General features: G+C 50.5%; 20 protein-coding genes and 1 pseudogene. 16 read left to right on the top strand and 5 right to left on the bottom strand.

What is annotated here, in order from left to right; all coding sequences use genetic code 11:
- Positions 1-11 precede the first annotated feature (11 nt).
- Positions 12-930 (top strand): annotated as a pseudogene (locus tag J5067_RS01480) (hypothetical protein).
- Between the two features lie 572 nt (positions 931-1,502).
- On the opposite strand, the gene J5067_RS01475 reads toward J5067_RS01480, so the two are convergent.
- The 4 genes from J5067_RS01475 to J5067_RS01460 all read right to left on the bottom strand — a co-directional run bounded on the left by J5067_RS01475 (position 1,503) and on the right by J5067_RS01460 (position 5,073).
- Positions 1,503-1,859 (bottom strand): helix-turn-helix domain-containing protein, encoded by a 357-nt coding sequence (locus J5067_RS01475; RefSeq protein ID WP_264627554.1) that lies wholly within the window; start codon positions 1,857-1,859, stop codon positions 1,503-1,505.
- A 112-nt stretch (positions 1,860-1,971) separates the two neighbouring features.
- Entirely contained in the window at positions 1,972-2,835 is an 864-nt protein-coding gene (locus J5067_RS01470; RefSeq protein WP_264627555.1) for an HlyD family secretion protein, read from the bottom strand.
- Positions 2,832-3,047, bottom strand: coding sequence for a DUF1656 domain-containing protein (locus J5067_RS01465; RefSeq protein ID WP_048822680.1), 216 nt, complete (start codon positions 3,045-3,047; stop codon positions 2,832-2,834). Before J5067_RS01465 ends, J5067_RS01470 begins: the two co-directional genes overlap by 4 nt.
- Positions 3,037-5,073 (bottom strand): FUSC family protein, encoded by a 2,037-nt coding sequence (locus J5067_RS01460; protein ID WP_264627631.1) that lies wholly within the window; start codon positions 5,071-5,073, stop codon positions 3,037-3,039. The genes J5067_RS01465 and J5067_RS01460 overlap by 11 nt, the downstream gene beginning before the upstream one ends.
- 76 nt (positions 5,074-5,149) lie before the next feature.
- Here J5067_RS01460 and J5067_RS01455 point away from each other — a divergent pair, with 76 nt between their 5' ends.
- From J5067_RS01455 to J5067_RS01385, 15 genes are all read left to right on the top strand, one after another.
- Positions 5,150-5,956 carry a helix-turn-helix domain-containing protein gene (locus J5067_RS01455; RefSeq protein WP_264627634.1) on the top strand — a complete coding sequence of 269 codons (807 nt, stop codon included), beginning with the start codon at positions 5,150-5,152 and terminating at the stop codon, positions 5,954-5,956.
- Between the two features lie 608 nt (positions 5,957-6,564).
- Positions 6,565-6,759, top strand: coding sequence for an AlpA family transcriptional regulator (locus J5067_RS01450; protein WP_264627632.1), 195 nt, complete (start codon positions 6,565-6,567; stop codon positions 6,757-6,759).
- A 54-nt stretch (positions 6,760-6,813) separates the two neighbouring features.
- On the top strand, positions 6,814-7,398 hold the full coding sequence (locus J5067_RS01445) for a DUF2857 domain-containing protein (protein ID WP_181829591.1): 585 nt from the start codon (positions 6,814-6,816) through the stop codon (positions 7,396-7,398).
- Positions 7,388-7,597: a TraR/DksA family transcriptional regulator gene (locus J5067_RS01440; RefSeq protein ID WP_048211278.1), complete on the top strand. Its 210-nt coding sequence runs from the start codon at positions 7,388-7,390 to the stop codon at positions 7,595-7,597. The genes J5067_RS01445 and J5067_RS01440 overlap by 11 nt, the downstream gene beginning before the upstream one ends.
- 396 nt (positions 7,598-7,993) lie before the next feature.
- The gene (locus tag J5067_RS01435; RefSeq protein ID WP_130633784.1) at positions 7,994-8,227 is read left to right on the top strand and encodes a hypothetical protein; all 234 of its coding nucleotides are present in this window, start codon (positions 7,994-7,996) and stop codon (positions 8,225-8,227) included.
- An 81-nt stretch (positions 8,228-8,308) separates the two neighbouring features.
- Entirely contained in the window at positions 8,309-9,016 is a 708-nt protein-coding gene (locus tag J5067_RS01430; RefSeq protein WP_264650255.1) for a lytic transglycosylase domain-containing protein, read from the top strand.
- Positions 9,016-9,309: a TrbC/VirB2 family protein gene (locus J5067_RS01425; protein WP_039356906.1), complete on the top strand. Its 294-nt coding sequence runs from the start codon at positions 9,016-9,018 to the stop codon at positions 9,307-9,309. The genes J5067_RS01430 and J5067_RS01425 overlap by 1 nt, the downstream gene beginning before the upstream one ends.
- Positions 9,310-9,319: 10 nt before the next feature.
- Positions 9,320-12,064, top strand: a complete 2,745-nt coding sequence (locus tag J5067_RS01420; protein ID WP_264650254.1) for a VirB3 family type IV secretion system protein — start codon at positions 9,320-9,322, stop codon at positions 12,062-12,064.
- Positions 12,065-12,084: 20 nt separating this feature from the next.
- Positions 12,085-12,789 (top strand): type IV secretion system protein, encoded by a 705-nt coding sequence (locus J5067_RS01415; RefSeq protein WP_264650822.1) that lies wholly within the window; start codon positions 12,085-12,087, stop codon positions 12,787-12,789.
- 11 nt (positions 12,790-12,800) lie between these two features.
- Positions 12,801-13,025, top strand: coding sequence for an EexN family lipoprotein (locus J5067_RS01410; protein ID WP_039356896.1), 225 nt, complete (start codon positions 12,801-12,803; stop codon positions 13,023-13,025).
- A gap of 10 nt (positions 13,026-13,035) precedes the next feature.
- Positions 13,036-14,100, top strand: a complete 1,065-nt coding sequence (locus J5067_RS01405) for a type IV secretion system protein (RefSeq protein ID WP_261867613.1) — start codon at positions 13,036-13,038, stop codon at positions 14,098-14,100.
- Between the two features lie 213 nt (positions 14,101-14,313).
- Entirely contained in the window at positions 14,314-14,997 is a 684-nt protein-coding gene (locus tag J5067_RS01400) for a virB8 family protein (RefSeq protein ID WP_261867615.1), read from the top strand.
- The gene (gene virB9 / locus J5067_RS01395) at positions 14,994-15,902 is read left to right on the top strand and encodes a P-type conjugative transfer protein VirB9 (protein WP_261867652.1); all 909 of its coding nucleotides are present in this window, start codon (positions 14,994-14,996) and stop codon (positions 15,900-15,902) included. The genes J5067_RS01400 and virB9 overlap by 4 nt, the downstream gene beginning before the upstream one ends.
- A gap of 19 nt (positions 15,903-15,921) precedes the next feature.
- A complete protein-coding gene (gene virB10 / locus J5067_RS01390; RefSeq protein ID WP_261867617.1) occupies positions 15,922-17,139 on the top strand; it encodes a VirB10/TraB/TrbI family type IV secretion system protein in 1,218 nt (405 codons plus the stop codon).
- 112 nt (positions 17,140-17,251) lie between these two features.
- Positions 17,252-17,518, top strand: coding sequence for a hypothetical protein (locus J5067_RS01385; protein WP_261867619.1), 267 nt, complete (start codon positions 17,252-17,254; stop codon positions 17,516-17,518).
- Here J5067_RS01385 and J5067_RS01380 read toward each other — a convergent pair.
- Positions 17,449-18,453: a hypothetical protein gene (locus J5067_RS01380; protein WP_261867621.1), complete on the bottom strand. Its 1,005-nt coding sequence runs from the start codon at positions 18,451-18,453 to the stop codon at positions 17,449-17,451. The two genes, J5067_RS01385 and J5067_RS01380, sit on opposite strands and share 70 nt — an antisense overlap.
- Positions 18,454-18,475: the final 22 nt, after the last annotated feature.

Below are 18,475 nucleotides of genomic sequence, written 5' to 3'. Positions count from 1 at the left end.
GGCAAACCACTATGTCAAAAAAACAAACACTATCAAATACAAACTATAGTTCGCCTGACTGGCTGACTATCCGTGAAGCAGTCGAAGTGATAAATAAAAAAGGACTGAAAATTAAAAAAAAGTGACATTTACAGGCATGCATTACATGGCAGCATTCATCTCTCTATTTACTTTCAGTCGCCAATTACATTACGAAAAATACAGAGGTCGGGCTACAAAGTAAGGCTCAGAGCATGTGATATGTCATCAATAAATCGTTTATGCCTTCTTGACAAAAAAGCGTTTATTGAAGGACATAATTTTATTGTTAGCACTACTGGCAAATATATCATTCCCACAGAGAGAGTTATTGACACTCTATTGATTGGATATGAATATGTTCTAGTACAAAAATTACTTGCCCAATCCCTTAAAATACCATTACCTGTAACAGGAGCTATTGATTTTAATCATGGCATAACAGTTAGCTTACAAGGAGAACCATTTCAACTATTCGATAAAATGACATGGGAAGAAAGAATAACACAAAAAATTATGCAACTCCCTAAAAACATTTCACCATATGTACATAAAGAGATATTCTCAAAGAGGATAAATAATTACCTGGGGAAAGAGTATTTCCCGGCTCATATTTTACCTCGGGATGCCTGGTTTGTTATTCGACATGCTGAACTTGATAAAGTCATTGACATCATAACCAATAGCAGAGTGCCCCCATTATCTGCAACGCGAATATCAACACCACTATCTCGTTTTTTCTGGCTGGCCTGTAAAAACAATGAAGTCATCCGTCCATTAATTAGTAAACCGTACAAACTACTATCTATTTTCGAACAATGGGCATCTGACGAAGGCATTACCGACAGGCTCAGTGGTGATACGTTAAAAACTGCACTCGTACGCGGTTCCCCCACATCAATGTCGGATTGACGCAAGTGAATTTTACCAAACCTAAATGTCCGTATTAAGGACTCTAAAATCAGTAATACGGACATAATTAGTTTTTTTGACTCCTTTTTCCTTGTCACCTCAAGGGATATTATATTTCTGCATTACGGGTATAAATACATATCATCAATTACCAAGCATTAGAAATGTAAAAACAAAATAGTACTTAAATGCTCACAACCCCACACATACATAAAAGCCACTCCTTATTCAAGGAGGATTTAGCCGACCTGCATAGGTTCGATCGAATCCAAAATCCACAAAATAGATTAACTTTAGCTCATCCAACTATTAAATACATGCATGGGTTCGTAATTATATTCCAATTAATGAATCCGACTGTACTAACCGATACCTTACACATGCAAAAGCATGAAAAAACATATTGCACAGAAAGCCTTAAGTTCATTCACAATGAAATAAATGAGAATTTTTATTTTCTTCAAAAATCTATAACAGAGGTACTAAGACCATTATTACAAGATGAACCCCGCCCATAATCCAGATGCTTACTAAGGATTTAAAAACTCATCCTTATGATACGGGTAATTACCTTACCCCCAGGAAGAGTTATTTTTAATATTGACGGCATTTTTCCTATACCGGTGTGGTGGGACATTATATCTTTTTCGGAATGCCCTAGTTAATGATTGCTGAGAGTCAAAGCCAAATCGCATCGCTATGTTTATCAAAGGTTCATTTGTTGTGATAATAGCATCTAAAATAAGACATAATTTTTTCTCTCTGATGAAACCTCCTAGACTCTGACCGGTTTCAGATAAAAACACTCTCTGCAAATGCCATTTTGAATATCCGGATTTGATAGCCACATCATCAATTTTTAGTGGCATCTCGATATTATTGTTTATCCAAATAATTAAGTCATTTACAAAATATTTTCTGTTTTTCATAACCGAAACCTCATAGTTACTCTACCAGAAATACATTCTCATCAGGCAGTTAGATCAAGAACTGACAATCCATAAGTTCTGCATAAATCCTCAATAGAGACCATACTTTTTATTATGGTGTGATGGATATACTCGCAGACAGTCCAGCCACCAATTCAACTCCATCCGGCAATCTGTCAATATGAATCCGAACCGGGATACGCTGCGCGAGCCGCACCCAGCTAAAGGTTGGCTCGACATTAGGCAGGCCAAGCCCCCCGGTCTCGTCATTGTTATCATCTATTCCGCGTCCGATACTCTCAACATGACCCGTGATCACCGGCTTAAATCCCATCAGCGTTATGTGTGCAGTATTTCCCGTGCGGATATGTTGCAACTTAGTCTCTTCAAAATAGCCAACCACCCAAAAACTATGGGCATCAATGATGGCAACTTTAGTTTCTCCCACTGTGGCATAGTCGCCAGGGCGAAGCCGCAAATGTGTGACATAGCCCGCAACCGGAGACCGAACAATAGCATGCGATAAGTTAAGCTCTGCAAGGTCCAGCGCAGCCAGTGCACCGTGGTAATTGGCCGCAGCGACGCTGGCTGCGCTGGCTGTTTGCTGTAAATCCTCGCTGGAAATCACCCCTTTAATCTGAGAGCGTCGCCTCGCCGCATCCTGGCGCATCAGCATTTCATGACGTTTCGCCTCAACATCTGCCTGTGCGCTGTCCACTGCCAACCTCAACCAGTGCGGGTCGATGGAATAGAGCACATCGCCCCGATTAACCCACTGATTATCGCGGACGGACACATTCAGCAACGGTCCGGAGACATTCGGCGCAATCTGTACCACATCCGCACGAACCCGACCATCGCGGGTCCAAGGGGTTTGCGCATAATGTTTCCAGAGAATAAAAGCCAAAAGCGTAGCCACCGCCACAGCGCTGAACGTCAGCACGTAGCGGCCCAGTAGAGAAAGTAACGATTTCATTTAAAAAACCCCAGTTCGGTCAGTCCCTGCAACAGCAGGTAAAAAGTAATAATGAAGACGGAAAAATCGATCATCGGTCTAAAGGGCAAGCGGCGGTAACCTTTGCTGAAAGAGAAAAGATGTACGAGAAATAGTGTACAGGTAAGTGCAACGAGGGCAATTACCAGCAGACCGGGTACAAAAACGCCCTCAATATTGAAATCATTGATCATTAGCAGGCTCCATTTTCTGAACGCTTAATGCGCAGTAAAGATCAACCAGTTGATCAACATAATGCCGCGATAGTTCATCTGTTACGCTCAAGCTGCGCTCAGTCAGACTGGCGATCCGTTGAAGTAAGGTGTCAATATCTGTCGAGTATGTAAGAAGAGTGAGCACTTCTTTTATTTCTTTGTTCGCATGCGCATCACATCGGCGTAATCGCATTACACACAGCCCTATACGCAGGGCGTACAACAAATGATGTGCCCGTTCCGGTGACTGTCCGCTGCGCTGCAATCGCGGCAGTATCAACGCTGCCCGATCGATCATAAGGTTGGTCCAGAGGGTTTCGTCTGTATTCAGCTTACCTTCCACGCTGCGGTTAATATCTCGCTGGCATAATTGAAGCAGCCGTTTTATCGCCGAATCAGCCTGCACAGTTTGCAGTAGGCTCATGCCGAGCACTGCAAAACCAGTAGCAAAAAATAGTGCGATAGAGGTATTCACCGCCACGGCAAAATCCCCGCTGTAGTGGGCACCCAGCTCGCACAAAATAGGCAGCGTCAGTGTGATCCCCATAGCCATAAACGTGGTAGGCGGTCTGGCCTGGAGCGATCCGGCCAGCAGATATACCGGAGCTAAAACCGTTACCAGCACGATAAAATCACTGACTTGTGGTAGTAGAACGAAGCTGTAGATCAGGCTTATCACAACGCCCCAGAAGGAGCCGATAATGTACTTAACAATATGCGGGGCAGGCGTATCGAAGCTGCCAAACAGTGTGCAACAAACGCCAAGGATAGAAACCGCCGTACCACCATCAGGCCATGCCGAGAAAATCCACACCAGACAGCCGCTCATAATGATGGCGAAAGCGCCCAGTGCGGTGCGGGCAGCAGTAAGAGGATCGCGGTGGAATACATATCCTTTCACGGTATTCTTTTCCGAGTGCGCAGGCGTCTGTTTCGCGTGATGAATGGCATCCGAAAGACGATAGCACTGCTGCACAAGGACAATGGCCTCTAACAGGTAGCGCATAAAACTTACACGCAGCGCTTCTTCAAACGTCAGCTCATACACTGAATAGCGCTGTAGTAATTTTTCACTCCTTTTTTTGAGCGCTTCACCCTCGCTTTTGAATTTTCCTTCATCTTTGCAGGCCAGCCAGACCTCAACATCACCCAGCAGAATTTGCACATCTACAGGTATCGTCGCTATCAGAGCTAAACGGTCGCGTAACTCACAGTTAACAATGACTAATCGGGCAAGCCGATCATGAAGCCTTTTTCTCGCTTGCCGGACCGGTACAGAGAACGCAAAATCATAAGGGATATGATGGCTGATACCCTGCAGGAACTGTAATGCCAGTGCCATATGCAGCGGCCCGGAAACAGCGTCGGGTTTGCCTGCTAAAGTATCTGCGACACGCTGTCGCGCCGAGAGCAGCGTCTGCGACAATTTACTGTTGAACTGGCCCGTTATGCGCGCGGGCAATACATAGCGATGAATAAGTGCCGCGCAGAAGATACCGATCATGATTTCCTGTACCCGAACAATAGCGATGTTAAAAATCGCACCAGGATCGGATACCGCAGGGAAGCCAATCAGACTCGCAGTGTAACCAGCCAGAACAAAACCATAGGCGCGGGGCGTGCGTTCCAGCAAAGATAAATAGAGGCAGAAGGTGATCCAGCCCGTCAGTATCACACTGAAAAATAACGGCATATTCACAAAAGCAGGTACAATTAATACCGTTATGCCCGCGCCGACTACCGTTCCCACCAGACGATACAGACTTCTGCTCAGCGACGCTCCGACGGAGGTTTGGGAAACAATATACACGGTGATAATTGCCCAAGAAGGCCGCTCCAGGCCAATTGACAGTGCAATGTAGTATGCGAGCATCGCTGCGGCAAAACTCTTCGCGGAATAGAGCAGAGCGTTCGCATCATTCAGTAGTGAAGGAGAAGCCATACCGCGAAGACGTTGGCATATCGTGTGTAAAAAATGAAAGTAACTCGCGTTAATTTTTTTCATGCCGGAAATTATTACCGGCTTGCATATCCACTTAAATACTCTATTCTGTCAAAAAATACCTAAATGTTGCCAATCTATGTTACCCCCACTCGCCAATACGCTGTTTGATCCGGATGCCACCCCCTGCCCCGCAGTCGCGCGTCATTTGGATTTTGTCGATTACGCGGCCGAAGTGCCTGTGCATACGCACCGCAAAGGGCAATTGATTATTGCCCTCTATGGGGCGGTCATTTGTCGCGCCGAAAATGATATCTGGATCGTGCCGCCTGATTGTGCCGTCTGGATCCCTGGGGGAGTGCCGCACAGCGCCAAAGCTACTTGGAATGCGCATCTCAACTATCTGTTTATCGAACCCGGAGCTGTCGCGCTGCCGGAGCGATGCTGTACTCTGGCAATTTCCAGTCTGATTAAAGAACTTGTTGCCCGTTTAACCCGCGAGGGCGTCGAATATCCACCGGAAAGCCATCCCGCCAGACTGACCAGAGTAACACTCGATGAATTAGCCACCATGCCTCAGCAGAAACTGAGCCTCCCTGTGTCGTCGCATCCTAAAATCCGCGCCATGGCCGATGCTCTGGTCAGTCAACCTGATGACAGAAGCACATTCAAAGCATGGGCAAAAAGACTGGCGCTTAGCGAGCGTTCTCTAGCGCGTTTAATGCTGCGCGAAACCGGGTTGACGTTCGGACGCTGGCGTCAGCAACTGCAACTGATAATTGCTCTCCAGGAACTGGCTAGCGGCGTTTCGGTTCAGAATGTTGCAGCTAATCTGGGGTATGAATCGGTTAATGCGTTTATCACCATGTTCAAAAAAACAATGGGCAGTACACCCGCGCACTATTTTGCCGAACGGAAAACAAGCGCATACTTAACCGATATTTAGCGACATCAGGTTATCCAAGAAACCAGAGGTGAGTCATAGAGCCGTATGCAGCATCCTGACGTATCCGTCTCCCTGTGCGGGGTACCGCACCACAGAATCTTTACCACATGGAACCTCCAGCCAGGACCATATTGCCTCAGCCGCCTTAACGATAACAAGAATCAAAGGACAGTATTATATCTGCTGGATCGGTCTATACATGATCGGGAAGCACAATCAATTTAGCATTGTGTCAAGGAAGTAGTTGAGCATATATGTTTTGACCACACAGAACACTTCTATGACCATGCTTCATAGCGTATTGCTACCAGAGTGGTAACGCCCCCCTGACTGAAATTCGCAATGAATGTATTTAACCGCATCTTTTTATTCTCTTCATAATCACGCTAAACCATAACGCCGTTGCAACAGCGACACGCTGGAAACTGCCCTGCAGCATCCCCCTTCACCACATCATTATCCAACTAACGACGTATTTATTTTACTACAAAACCGTACTAAGGGCCTTCCCGTCCGTAATAAGGGGTCCTCGACTTCCCCTAAGTTTTCTGCTGTGTTTTTTTATTTTCTCTGGACATATACCAGTTATTCCACAACAGGAGAATACGATGACATCACATCAGTTATTACGTTTAAAACAGGTCGAAGATAAAACCGGCCTAAAACGCTCCCAGATTTACCTGTATATGAAAAGTGGTTCGTTCCCACGGTCTATAAAAATTGGACCGGCAAGTGTGGCATGGCTCGAATCGGAAATTGATGAATGGATCAACCTTAAATTAGCCGGGCGAGAAGCCAGTTGAAGACACCTGTCTGTTTTACCATCTTCCCGAACTACAGAGTGAGGAGATAATATGATGATCCCATCAGTTAATTACACCATTCTGACAGATGCTTTGCGCGCTTTGCATGAAGGGAATATTCGTTACTGCGAATTACTGGGATTTACTTTCGACGAAATGAATGCGCTCAGTCAGCTATCACTTGATGAACTCTTTGCCGTCAGCCGGATGGCAGCTCCTTTTATTGCGGTCACAGTCCGTCATGATGTTTTGCATCATTTACTGGCGCAGGCTCACCAGGAATACCTGCGACATCAGCAGATTAACAAGGCCATCCGCTTGGGTGGTTCTATCGCATTGCTCAACCAGTTTTTTGGCCTGACGTCTAATGACGTCTGCCTTCGCCGTCGGTTACTGGGTGTCAGCGTGCCGTATGGCCGGACGCCTGAACCGGATGAGAAGACGGATGCTTCTATCTGGCGGCAATGGCAACAACGCCGGGTGGAAAACTTGGAGTCGCCAGATGCGCTGATGGCCATGATGCAGATAACTGAAGTCCTGCTACCAAGGTTCCAAAGACTGTCTCTCACCACAGTCTGGAAGCGCATTACACTCTGCGAAAAGGAAGCCGCCAACAGGAGGGCATCACATGCCGGATGAGATCGACCGCGATCAGGAGTTCAATGAACAACGACTGGAAGAGATGATTGAACAGAGCCGTTTCAAACCAGGAACAACACCATCATTATTCCACTGCCGTTTATGCGGTAAACCTATTCCTGAAAAACGACGGCAAGCACTACCGGGCGTAACAACCTGTACGGAATGTCAGGATAAACTTGAACGCCGTCGGTGTTAAATGTGAGCCAAAAGACGTATGAGTAATAAACTCTCATACGTCTTTATCTGTATCAGAAAATAAAAATAACCCCCCATAATTTACTTCCACTTCCTTTCCTGCCCCCCCCTTTCTTTATTTATCCATCCGATTAACTCTTTCATTTTTGTTTTGAGTTTATCGTTCATGACTCGATCCAGATCACTCATGCTGAACACGCCATTACAGAATGGTTGCCCTGATGGACGTTAATTCGTCCGGGCCGGGTATTGCTCTTTAATAATACGGAACGGGCTGTCACAAAACCACAATTCAGGGTGCCGCTGAATGTTCTCGCTGACCCGTTAAAACCGGAATGCAGAATCGGGATGTGACTCGTTTATTTCATTCGTTGTAGTTCTGATGAGAGGATAATTCATGAGAAAACCCATCTACCACGTATTTGTCACCCAGGAAGGCCCGCCTGATATGCAGGGCGAAAAAAACACTTACTGGACCAGGGTTGGTGTGGCATTTGCCCATAACGGCAAACCCGGCCTGAATATTGTCCTGACACCCGGTATTGCGGTTTCCGGCAAACTGGTCCTGCTTGAGCCACGGGAGGATAGCAATCTTCCACAGAGTGCGGAGCCCGGCGAAACGGCGCTTTAACCCTTCTTTATTACTCCTTACTCCGCAGCGTGCCGGGTCAACTGACTGTGCACGTTGCCTTCATTCAATTCCGGGGCCATCATGCTTTCCACCACTGCCTTTCTGGCGGCGGCCATGCAGTGTGCCGCCAGCATTCATCCGTCCACTGCACTCGACGTGGCACGGGTGGAATCCGGTTTTAACCCTTATGCCATCGCCGAAATTATCCCGAAGGCCACTCGCGCCCTCGGAGATAACAATGTTATCTCCCATCAGCCCGCCAGCCGGGACAAAGCTGAGCATATTATTCGCCGCCTTATGGCACAGGGACGCCGTTACTCTGTGGGACTGATGCAAATCACCAGCACCAATTTCCATCATTACGGCGTGACGGCCTCTGACCTGCTTGATCCCTGTACCAATTTGTCAGTTTTTGAAAGCATTCTCAGCGACTGCTACCAACGTGGCGGTTCCCTGAAAAGAGCGTTGAGTTGCTATTACTCCGGCAATTTCCATACCGGACAACAGCCGGAAGCGGCTTTTTCAGGGACCAGCTATCTGCAGCGGGTGGGTTATGTTTCAGCTTCTCCCCGTTATGCCGTACCGGGCACCCGCGAGGATAAATCCACAACTCTGACTCCCCTCGAAGCCATTCCTGCTGATAAGCCATCCCCTCCCCGTGTGATCTGGCCGGGGACCGTTGTCCGGGGCGTCCCCGCAAAACTCCGTCGGGGGAAAATCGCCATCGCACAGACCTCCGCGCCGTCAGTGCGCCGGAGCCTCTCTCAGTCACCCCGTGAGGAAGAATAATGACACTTTTTCGCAAGCTAAAGACCGCTGTCAGTGCTGTTTCCGTAGGTGTGCTCATGGTTTTTTCTACAACCCCGGCCTTTGCCGATGGTTTCACTCGCGCAAATACCGTGATGGAAAAGGTCTCCACCGGCCTTCATGGTCTGGCGGCCATCACCATCACCGTGGCCGTGATCTGGGTGGGTTACAAGACCCTCTGGAAAGGCGAAAGCCTGTCCCAGTGCGCCTACATCATCATCGGCGGGATCCTGATTGGCGGGGGCAGTGAGATCGGCGCGCTGCTGATGAGCTGAGAGGTCGTCTATGGCAAAGCTGCTCAAAGCAATGAAACGCCCGGCGGCACTGTGGGGGGTGCCGATGGTGCCCCTGCTGGGCGTCACCGGTATCACCATCATCGTCGCTGTCTGGACTTCTGTCGCTTTCCTTGCCCTGCTCCCGGTTGAATTTCTGGTGATGAAATCCGTCACCCGGAATGAGCCCATGCGGTTCAGCCTGATTGCCGTCTGGCTCAGGGCAAGAGGAAAACCGGCAGCAAACCGTCTGTTTGGTGCAACAGTATTTATGCCCGTTGAGCATGATGCTGTTGATATCGCGGAGTTTCTCAACGCTATGAAACTGAATCAGTGTGCCACGCTCAGGAAGTACTTTCCGTATTCATCGCATATTCATCAGCATGTTGTTCGCTCACCACACAGTGATCTCTACTGCACCTGGGAACTGACGGGGACCCCGTTCGATTGCGAATCAGAAGAAACCCTCAGTATTGACTGCAACCAGTTGCACGGACTCATCCGCTCATTCGAGGGGATGCCGGTCACCTTTTATATCCATAACGTGCGGGAGCCGTTTACCGATTCCCTGCATAAAGCGTCCGGCAATCCTTACGCCGATGAAATCAGCCGTCTGTATTATGCCTCGCTGGCGGCGGATCCGTTTCGCCGTAACCGCCTGTTCCTGACCGTCTGTTACCGTCCGTTTGTCAGCCTGGAAAAGGCCGGGCGCAGACGCATGAATGACGGCCAGAAGCTGAAAGAGCTTGACGCTGCGCTGCGGGAAATGCTGGAAATCAAAGGTTCGCTCGATACCGCACTGTCACGCTACGCCGCACGTTCTCTTGGCACGTTCACCGAAGATCACGCGGTATTCTCCTCCCAGTTATCCTTTTATGAGTACCTGCTGACGCACCAGTGGCGCAAGGTGCGCGTCACCCGCGCTCCGGCGTATTCGATGATGGGGTCGGCGGCGCTGTTCTTTTCCGGGGAGTCCGGGCAGATAAACCACGCCAGCGGCACACAGTATTTCCGGGGGCTGGAGGTAAAGGAATTCCCGGAGGAGACCGCAACAGGGATAATGGATTCACTGCTGTACGCCCCTTGCGATTATGTGGTTACGCAATCCTACACCTGCATGTCTCGCGAAGAGGCCCGCAAGGCCATCAAGCGCACCCGCCGTCTGTTAATGAGTGCAGATGATGATGCCGTTTCCCAGCGACTGGATTTGGATGTGGCACTTGATCTGCTGACATCGGGGAAAATCGCTTATGGAAAACACCATTTCTCCATCATGGTGTTTTCCCACTCGCTGGCCAATCTGGTGGCCGATACCAGTGAAATCAGCAATGCCCTGAACAACCTCGGCATTACACCGGTTCCCGCCGCGCTTTCACTTTCAGCAGCGTTTATGGCGCAACTGCCCGGCAATTATCATCTGCGGCCTCGCAAGGGCGAACTGAGCAGCCAGAATTTTGTTGAGCTGGCCGCACTGCACAATTTTTACCCCGGCAAGCGCGATAACGCGCCCTGGGGGGATGCGATGGCCCTACTGCGCACTCCCTCAGGCGATGGTTACTATCTGAACCTGCATAACACGCTGGCGGACAAGGACGAATTCAATGAGAAGAACCCGGCCAGTACCTGCATTCTCGGCACCAACGGTTCGGGTAAAACCATGCTGATGACTTTCCTTGAAAACATGCAGCAGAAATACGGGCGTAAGGACAGTTTTTCCCCCGATGCGAAAACCAAACGACTGACTACCGTTTATCTGGACAAGGATCGGGGCGCGGAGATGAATATACGGGCACTGGGAGGCCGTTACTACCGCATCACACATGGCGAACCCACGGGGTGGAACCCGTTTTCTCTGCCACCGACGAAACGCAATATCAGTTTTATCAGTCAACTGATAAAACTGTTGTGTACACGCAACGGCGCGACCATCTCACCCCGTGATGAACGCCGTCTGAATGACGCCGTGCTGGCGGTGATGAGTAATGAACCACAGTATCGCATCGATGGGATCACCCGTTTACTGGAGAATCTGCCAGAGCCTGCCACCCGGGAGGCGCAGGAGAACGGTCTGAATATTCGCCTGTCGCAGTGGGCGCAGGGTGGCGAGTTTGGCTGGGTGTTTGATAACGCATCAGACACCTTCGATATCAGCCACTGCGATAACTTCGGCATTGACGGCACGGAGTTTCTGGATGATGCAAACGTCTGTGCGCCGATCTCCTTTTACCTGCTGTACCGCATCACCACTCTGCTCGACGGCCGACGACTGGTTATCTTCATGGATGAGTTCTGGAAATGGCTACGGGATCCGATCTTTAAGGATTTCGCCTATAACCGCCTGAAAACCATCCGTAAGCTCAACGGTATGCTGGTTGTGGGGACCCAGTCCCCGGCGGAGATCATCAGGGATGAGATTGCGCCCGCCATCATTGAGCAGTGCGGAACACAGATCCTGGCAGCCAACCCCAGTGCGGACCGGGCGCACTATGTTGACGGGATGAAGTTTGAACCGGAAGTGTTCGATGTGGTGAAAAATCTGGATCCGCAGGCCCGTCAGTATGTGGTAGTGAAAAATCAGTTCAGGCGTGGCGACACAAAACGTTTTGCTGCACGCGTGACGCTCGACCTCTCCGGTATCGGCAGATACACCCGGGTCATGAGCGGCAGCGCCGACAATCTCGAAATCTTTGATTCCCTGTACCGCGAAGGGATGCAGCCCCATGAATGGCTGGAATCCTACCTGGCTCAGGCACTCTGATAACCCAAGGGAGATCCATGATGAAAAGGCGTTTTCATGCCCTGATTTTCGCGTGCGTCATTGCCAGCCCGCTGGCGCACGCTGGTATTCCGGTCCTTGTTGATGCTGACCCGCTGCGTGAGCTCGAATGGCTGAAAGAAGCGCAGCGCTGGATGCAGACCGCACAACATTACCAGAGCCAGATCCAGGCGTATAAAAATCAGTTAGCGACGGCCACCGGCGTCCGGGATATTGCAGATTTTGTGGATCAGGCGAAGAGTCTGAAAGCGGATCTGGAAAAACTGCGCAAGCCAGGCCAGACACTCAATGATCTGCTACTTTCCGGCGGCACCTCAGGACAGTTCGATGCGCTGTACGCGAAATACCGGGTTTTCGATACCTGCAATGCGGAACAGTCAGGAAGTTATGCCAATACCTGCAAACAGTTGGTCATCAACAAAGCGATACAGTTTGAGCAGACTGGCGAGATCCAGGAGCAGGTCAGCCAGACGCTGGGCGAGATTAACGGCCTCTCGAACCGTATCGCACTATCCAAAGACTCAAAGGAGTCTCAGGACCTTGCCAACAGTATTCAGCTAAAATCAGTGATGCTGAACACGCTCACTGACCAGTGGGAAATGAGCGTGAAGGCAGCAGAAAAGCGCGAAAAAGTACTGGAGGATGTGCGTATTAAACAGTGGAATCAGCAACAGTTAACTGCGCCAACCCCTGATTTAAACGGCTAAAGGAGTCTCACATGCGTTTATTAACCCTCTCTTTCCTGTCTTTATTATTTATCATCAGTGGCTGCAAAGAAGAAGCCAAAACTACTCAGTGGTACAAAGATCATCCCGATGAGCTAAAAGCGGTGTATGAAAAATGCCAAAAAACCGGCGATGCCTCAGATAACTGTAAAAACGCCAATGAAGCCCATTATCAAATTCAGCAGTTAAATGCTCCCACTCCCGATCTGAACTCATAGTGAGGTTAATATGCCCGGTGGTGTATTTATCGGTGTTGAAAAACACCTGATAGGAGGAGTTACTGACGCCACAAAGGGACTGATGATGTCATACTCCTCCATGATGGTGGGGCTGGCGGCAACGTCAGCCACGCTCTATATCATGTGGCGTGGATACCAGACCCTGGCAGGTAAGTTGTCCACGCCAATGGAGGATGTCACGTGGGACATCATGAGGATGGCAATCCTCCTGTCCTTTGTGGCAAATGTCAGCGGTTATCTCGATGGGGTTATTGATGCCATTAATGGCCTGAAGGAGGGATTTTCCGGCAGCGATAATATCTGGCAGTTACTGGACAGCTTATGGGGTAAAGCGAAGGTATTGGGTAAAACGTTACACGACATGGATAACTCAACATACATAAAAGATGAGGGTATGACGGCTCAATTTTATGTCTGGCTCGGGATATTCGTTTTAATGATTATCACCGCCTTTATTTCAATGATCGCGGAAGTCATGGTTTTACTGCTGAGTATTACCGCCCCCATATTTATATTTTGTCTGCTGTATGGTTTTTTACGCCCCATGTTTAACAACTGGCTGCAAAATGTGTTCGCCGCCATATTAACGGTTCTGTTTTCTGCGTTGTCGCTACGCATTGTCGTCAATTATTTAAACTCGCGGTTAGATATTGCAACACAACTGTCTGCACAATCCAACATTGTGGAACTAGGTGCACAGGTCTGTCTGGCCGGTATCTGCGCAGCAATACTGGTCTACCTCTCCGCAAAACTGGCCAGCGCGCTGGCCGGGGCCAGTGCAACCGTGTCTATGCAGGGGCTCGCGGCGGTGGGTATCGGCGCGGCGGCGTTTGGTGCCGGGAAACTGGTAGCAGGAGCCGGTAAGCAGACTACCCGTACCCTTCAGGACACTATCCAGGGCTGGAGTGATGCCAGTGCGGGTAAACCCGGCAGCGGTCCGGGATACAGCGCAGCTCAGGCACGTAAGAATGCGATTGAACAGATGATCGCCCGCAACGAAGCCCGGAGACTGGCGCGATCAAGAGAAACGGCCGTTCAGAAATTCCATCGTTAAACCTGTCATCCCTGCTGAAATACTCCCGTTAATTCCTCCGACGAAAACATAACCCTGTCTTCATCTCACTAAGGAAACACCCCATGAAACGCTTGATTGCGCTGGTTTTGCTGTGCGCGCTTTTCGGATGCTCGCAGTCCCCTCGTCCCCCAGCCTTTGGTGGTCAGGGTATCCCGGTGAACACCCCTCAGATAATGGCGGAGTTAAACAGTCATGAGTGAACAGACCCTCATTGCGGATTCTCGCACCTTTGAGCAGCAGATGATTGAGCGGGACAAACGTGCCACAAAAGCCGGGTTTATGGTGGGTGGTGCGGGCCTGCTCACCGCCCTACTGGCACTCATCGCCGTGGTGCTGATGCTGCCCCTGAAACAGACGGTCGTTGAACTGTACACCGTGGATAATCATACCGGACGGGTGGAGCACGTCACCCGTGCATCGAAAACCAGTCTGACGGCGGAGGCAGCTTATCAGAAGGCGATGACGTCCGGTTACGTCAGGCTGCGTGAACGGTACGTTTACCCTTCCCTGCAGGACGATTACGCCACGGTACAGGTTTATAACAGTCCTCAGGTCAATGATGACTATCTGGCGCTGTATGCCGGAAAAGACGCCCCGGACAAGGTGTACCAGAATGGGACAAATACCGTACGCATCGACATTCTGTCAAACCAGATCACCTCAGGCACGGATCCCGATAAAGTTGCCACCCTTCGTTACAAAAAGACCATCCGCCGCCTCGCAGACAACAGCACCCGCACCGAATACTGGGATGCCCGTCTGACATTTCACTCCGATCCCGGCCGAGAAATGAGCGATACGGAACGAGAGGTTAACCCGTTCGGTTTTATCGTGACCAGTTGGCAGGCAGACCGTGAAATCCGGGGAGGTGAATAATGAAAAGCATCTCTCTTATCCCGCTGGCGCTGATGATGTGTGGCACGGCATGGTGCGCGGCCATCCCGCAGGCGAGCCGCTATGATGCCCGCGTTCAGCAGGTTGTCTATAACCCGCTGAACGTTACCGTCGTCAATACCCGTCCCGGTTTCATGACCACACTGGTCTTTGATAGCGACGAGGCGGTTATCAGCGCCAGACCCGGTTTTGAAGAAGCGTGGGAAGCCACACCGGACGCCAACCGGGTGAACGTCCGCCCGGTGGCGCTCGTTCAGGGTGCGCCCGGCGCGGACGGTAACACCACGCAGGTGGTGATCCCCCCTAACAGCCAGGACTGGCATACCAACCTGCTGATCGTCACCACCCGTCGGCTGTACAACGTCGAGCTGAATGTCATCGATGATAAGTCACAACAGCAGCCCGCTTTCCAGGTGAGTTACCGTTATCCGGGCGAAGACCGGGAGAAGGTCAATCGTGAGACAGCGGCCAGAGTGCTGGAACGGGAGCAAAAACAGCAGCAGACTGACATTCAGCAGGCCCTGAATGCCGCGCAGACGCCACGCAACTGGGACTACCTCAAATATCCGGGGCGCGACAGCACCCGTATTGTCCCCGATTTTGCGTATGACGATGGCCGCTTTACGTTCGTGGGCTTCTCCCCGGCCAAATCTATTCCCTCCGTGACAAAAGCGCTGAACGGCCAGGAGCATGTGGTTAACAGCAGTATCCGCAGAAAAGGCAACTTCACCGTATTGGTCATTCAGGAGGTCACGCCCCGTCTGGTCCTGCGTTCCGGTAACGCCGTGGTCGGCCTGGAAAATCGCGGTTTCGGCAGAGTCCAGACCGCTGATGGTGCCACGGTTTCACCGCATGTTGACCGGGTGGAAAAGCCCGCAACCCACTGACAACTGAGGAGTCATGCAGATGAACGATGAACACCCGCATCCGGTGCCTGATGGTGCAGAGCCTTCTCCTTCGCAACAGGATGACGATATTGCCGCGCTGGAGCGCGAAGCCCGTGCAAGGCGTGAAGCGACGCTTCTCACCGCGCAGGACGATGAAGAGAACGACCCGCTACAACCCGCCGTCAATAAACTGAAAAAGCGCAGGCGCGGGAAAGCCACCGCGTTTCTGGCGATCGCCGCCGTTGCGCTGATTGCGCTGGCATGGGCGGGCAACTGGGTATATCGCAATCTACTCTGGCAACCCGGTGAAGAGAAGCGGCAGGATGCTACGCCACAGCCGAACCGCAGCGATTACCGGCAGCGTACCGATCTGGGTACGCAAGATACCGGGGCCGAAGCATCCGAACCGGCAGAAAACAACCCGCGCATGACGACAGCCCCGGAGCCTGAGATGCCGCCTCAACTTGATAAAGCCCATTTTTTGGTTCGGCGTGATGGTTCAGCCGCTGCGGCTCAAAACCCGGTCCGGACCAGGCAGCAGGAGATGACGCAGGCAGCCTCTGCCGGACAGCAACCAGACACCACGTCGCCACCGTCGGAACTCTCCCCGGCAGCAGTCCGGCGTATTCCTTACAACCCGGACCTGTACGTCCCGGAAAATATCGCTATTCCCTGTTCACTGGATTACCGCTTTGTCTCGGACCGGGCGGGGAAAATCCGCTGCACGATCGCCGACGATATCTGGAGTGCCAGCGGTAATACGAAGCTGATTGAAAAAGGGACCACGGCTTCAGGCGTTTATCAGACTGGTGCAGAGACAGGAATGACGCAAGGACAGGGACGCGCCTTTCTTATCATCACAAAACTGCGTACCCGCCAGCCCCCTTATCTTGATATTCCGCTGATCGATACCCGTGCTGCCGGAGAACTGGGCGAGGCTGGCGTTGACGGCTGGATCGACACGCATTTCAGAGAGCGCTTCGGTGGCGCATTACTGGTCGGGATGATCCCTGATATTGGTGCATGGGCATCTAACAGTGCTGGTCAGAAAGACCGTAACACGGACTATACCGAAAACAGCCGTCAGGCCATGGCGGATATGGCACGTTCCACGCTGGAAAACAGCATCAATATCCCGCCTACCCTCTACAAAAATCAGGGGGAGATCATCAATCTGATCACAGGGCGGGATATTGATTTTTCCGGCATCTATACACTGAGGATGAAGAATGAATAATCGAAAGTTTCTGTTTGGCGTCACCGCGACAGACGTCATCGTCAGGGACGATTACAACAATGTTGTAGTCAACGACGTAATGTCACACCTTACCGGGATCAGGAGAATAGTCATGACATGTTATCGTGCCGGGGGCGCATTGACAGAGTTCATCATTGACTTTGGGGAAGAACAAACGTTCTGCCTCACCATCGGTGAAGATTCTCTGGATGTAGCGCCTTTTACCTCAGACGATATCCGGCTGGCACATAAGCAGATATCGCTGCCTGACGTCACCGATATTATCATTCTTGCGACGACATTAGCCCGCTATGCCGGACTGTCCCCATCCTTCTCCGGTGATGGAGAATCATCTGCCTTGCTGGAGTTCAGCTCGTAGTAAATCGCCAGTTGACGTAGTTTTGATATTTCAAGGTTGATAACAGATTTTCCTGCGCTGTTTTCCCGTTCAGAAACAACCGGATTGAGCAGAAACACACGGAAATATCTGACGTTTTCTGTGTCCAGTATTTCATCGATATAATGACCAAACCGGCCTTTCGCCATCAGATCTTTACTGACATACAGGCGAACAGGTTTACCCTCATGTTTATCAAAGAAATTAAAAAGAAAACCCCGTCCATACCGATGCATTAGCGTCCCGCCGCCATAGATGACGCCCGCGTACGGGTTAGTCAATCCTCGCTGAATATGCGTTATATATTCATGAAGATAGATCTGACCGTAGTTCATGATCCTGAGTCTTAACGCCCAGAACTCATCAGGCAACGTTTCTTTCGCTTCCTGCCATGTGTCGATCAACCGCTGCAGCTGGTTGGTTCGCGTGTATCGACTCCAGCGTGGCTCTTCACCTGCACCGGGCTCTTCATCATCCCCGAGAGGTTTTTTTACATAAGCTGGAGTAACAAGCTTAACGGGATCGGCTGGTTCACCCTCAGGATCATCAATCGAAGGATCAAAGCAGTTGATATAGTCTGTCAGCTTTTGCTTTGCTTTTCTTTCCGTGAAATCAGCCTCTGATTCATCCGGCCGTCTGTCCTGATCGACATCCTCGGTGAACGCGATCCATTCACATCCAAACTTGTGAGGATGGGGAGAGCGGAAGTGTGCAGCCTTGAATTTTTCGCCATCTTCAGCTTTGACGTGATAGTTAACGCCGCTAATGGTGACATTACAGTTGCGATCGCTACAGGAAAAAGTGAACCGCTTTCTTTCTTCCGGCTTTCTGGAAAAAAATTCCGTTCGCGCTTCATCAATGGACAAGCAGCGCCCCAGTTCATGGCAATAAGCGAACAGTACCTTCGTCTTCGACATGCTCCCTCCACACATTTATCCG

Origin of the sequence: Candidatus Symbiopectobacterium sp. NZEC151, assembly GCF_025962655.1 — a bacterium.
Taxonomy (GTDB): Bacteria; Pseudomonadota; Gammaproteobacteria; order Enterobacterales; family Enterobacteriaceae; genus Symbiopectobacterium.
The sequence above is the reverse complement of the archived record's forward strand: the minus strand, read 5'-3'. Positions and strand labels throughout refer to the sequence as shown.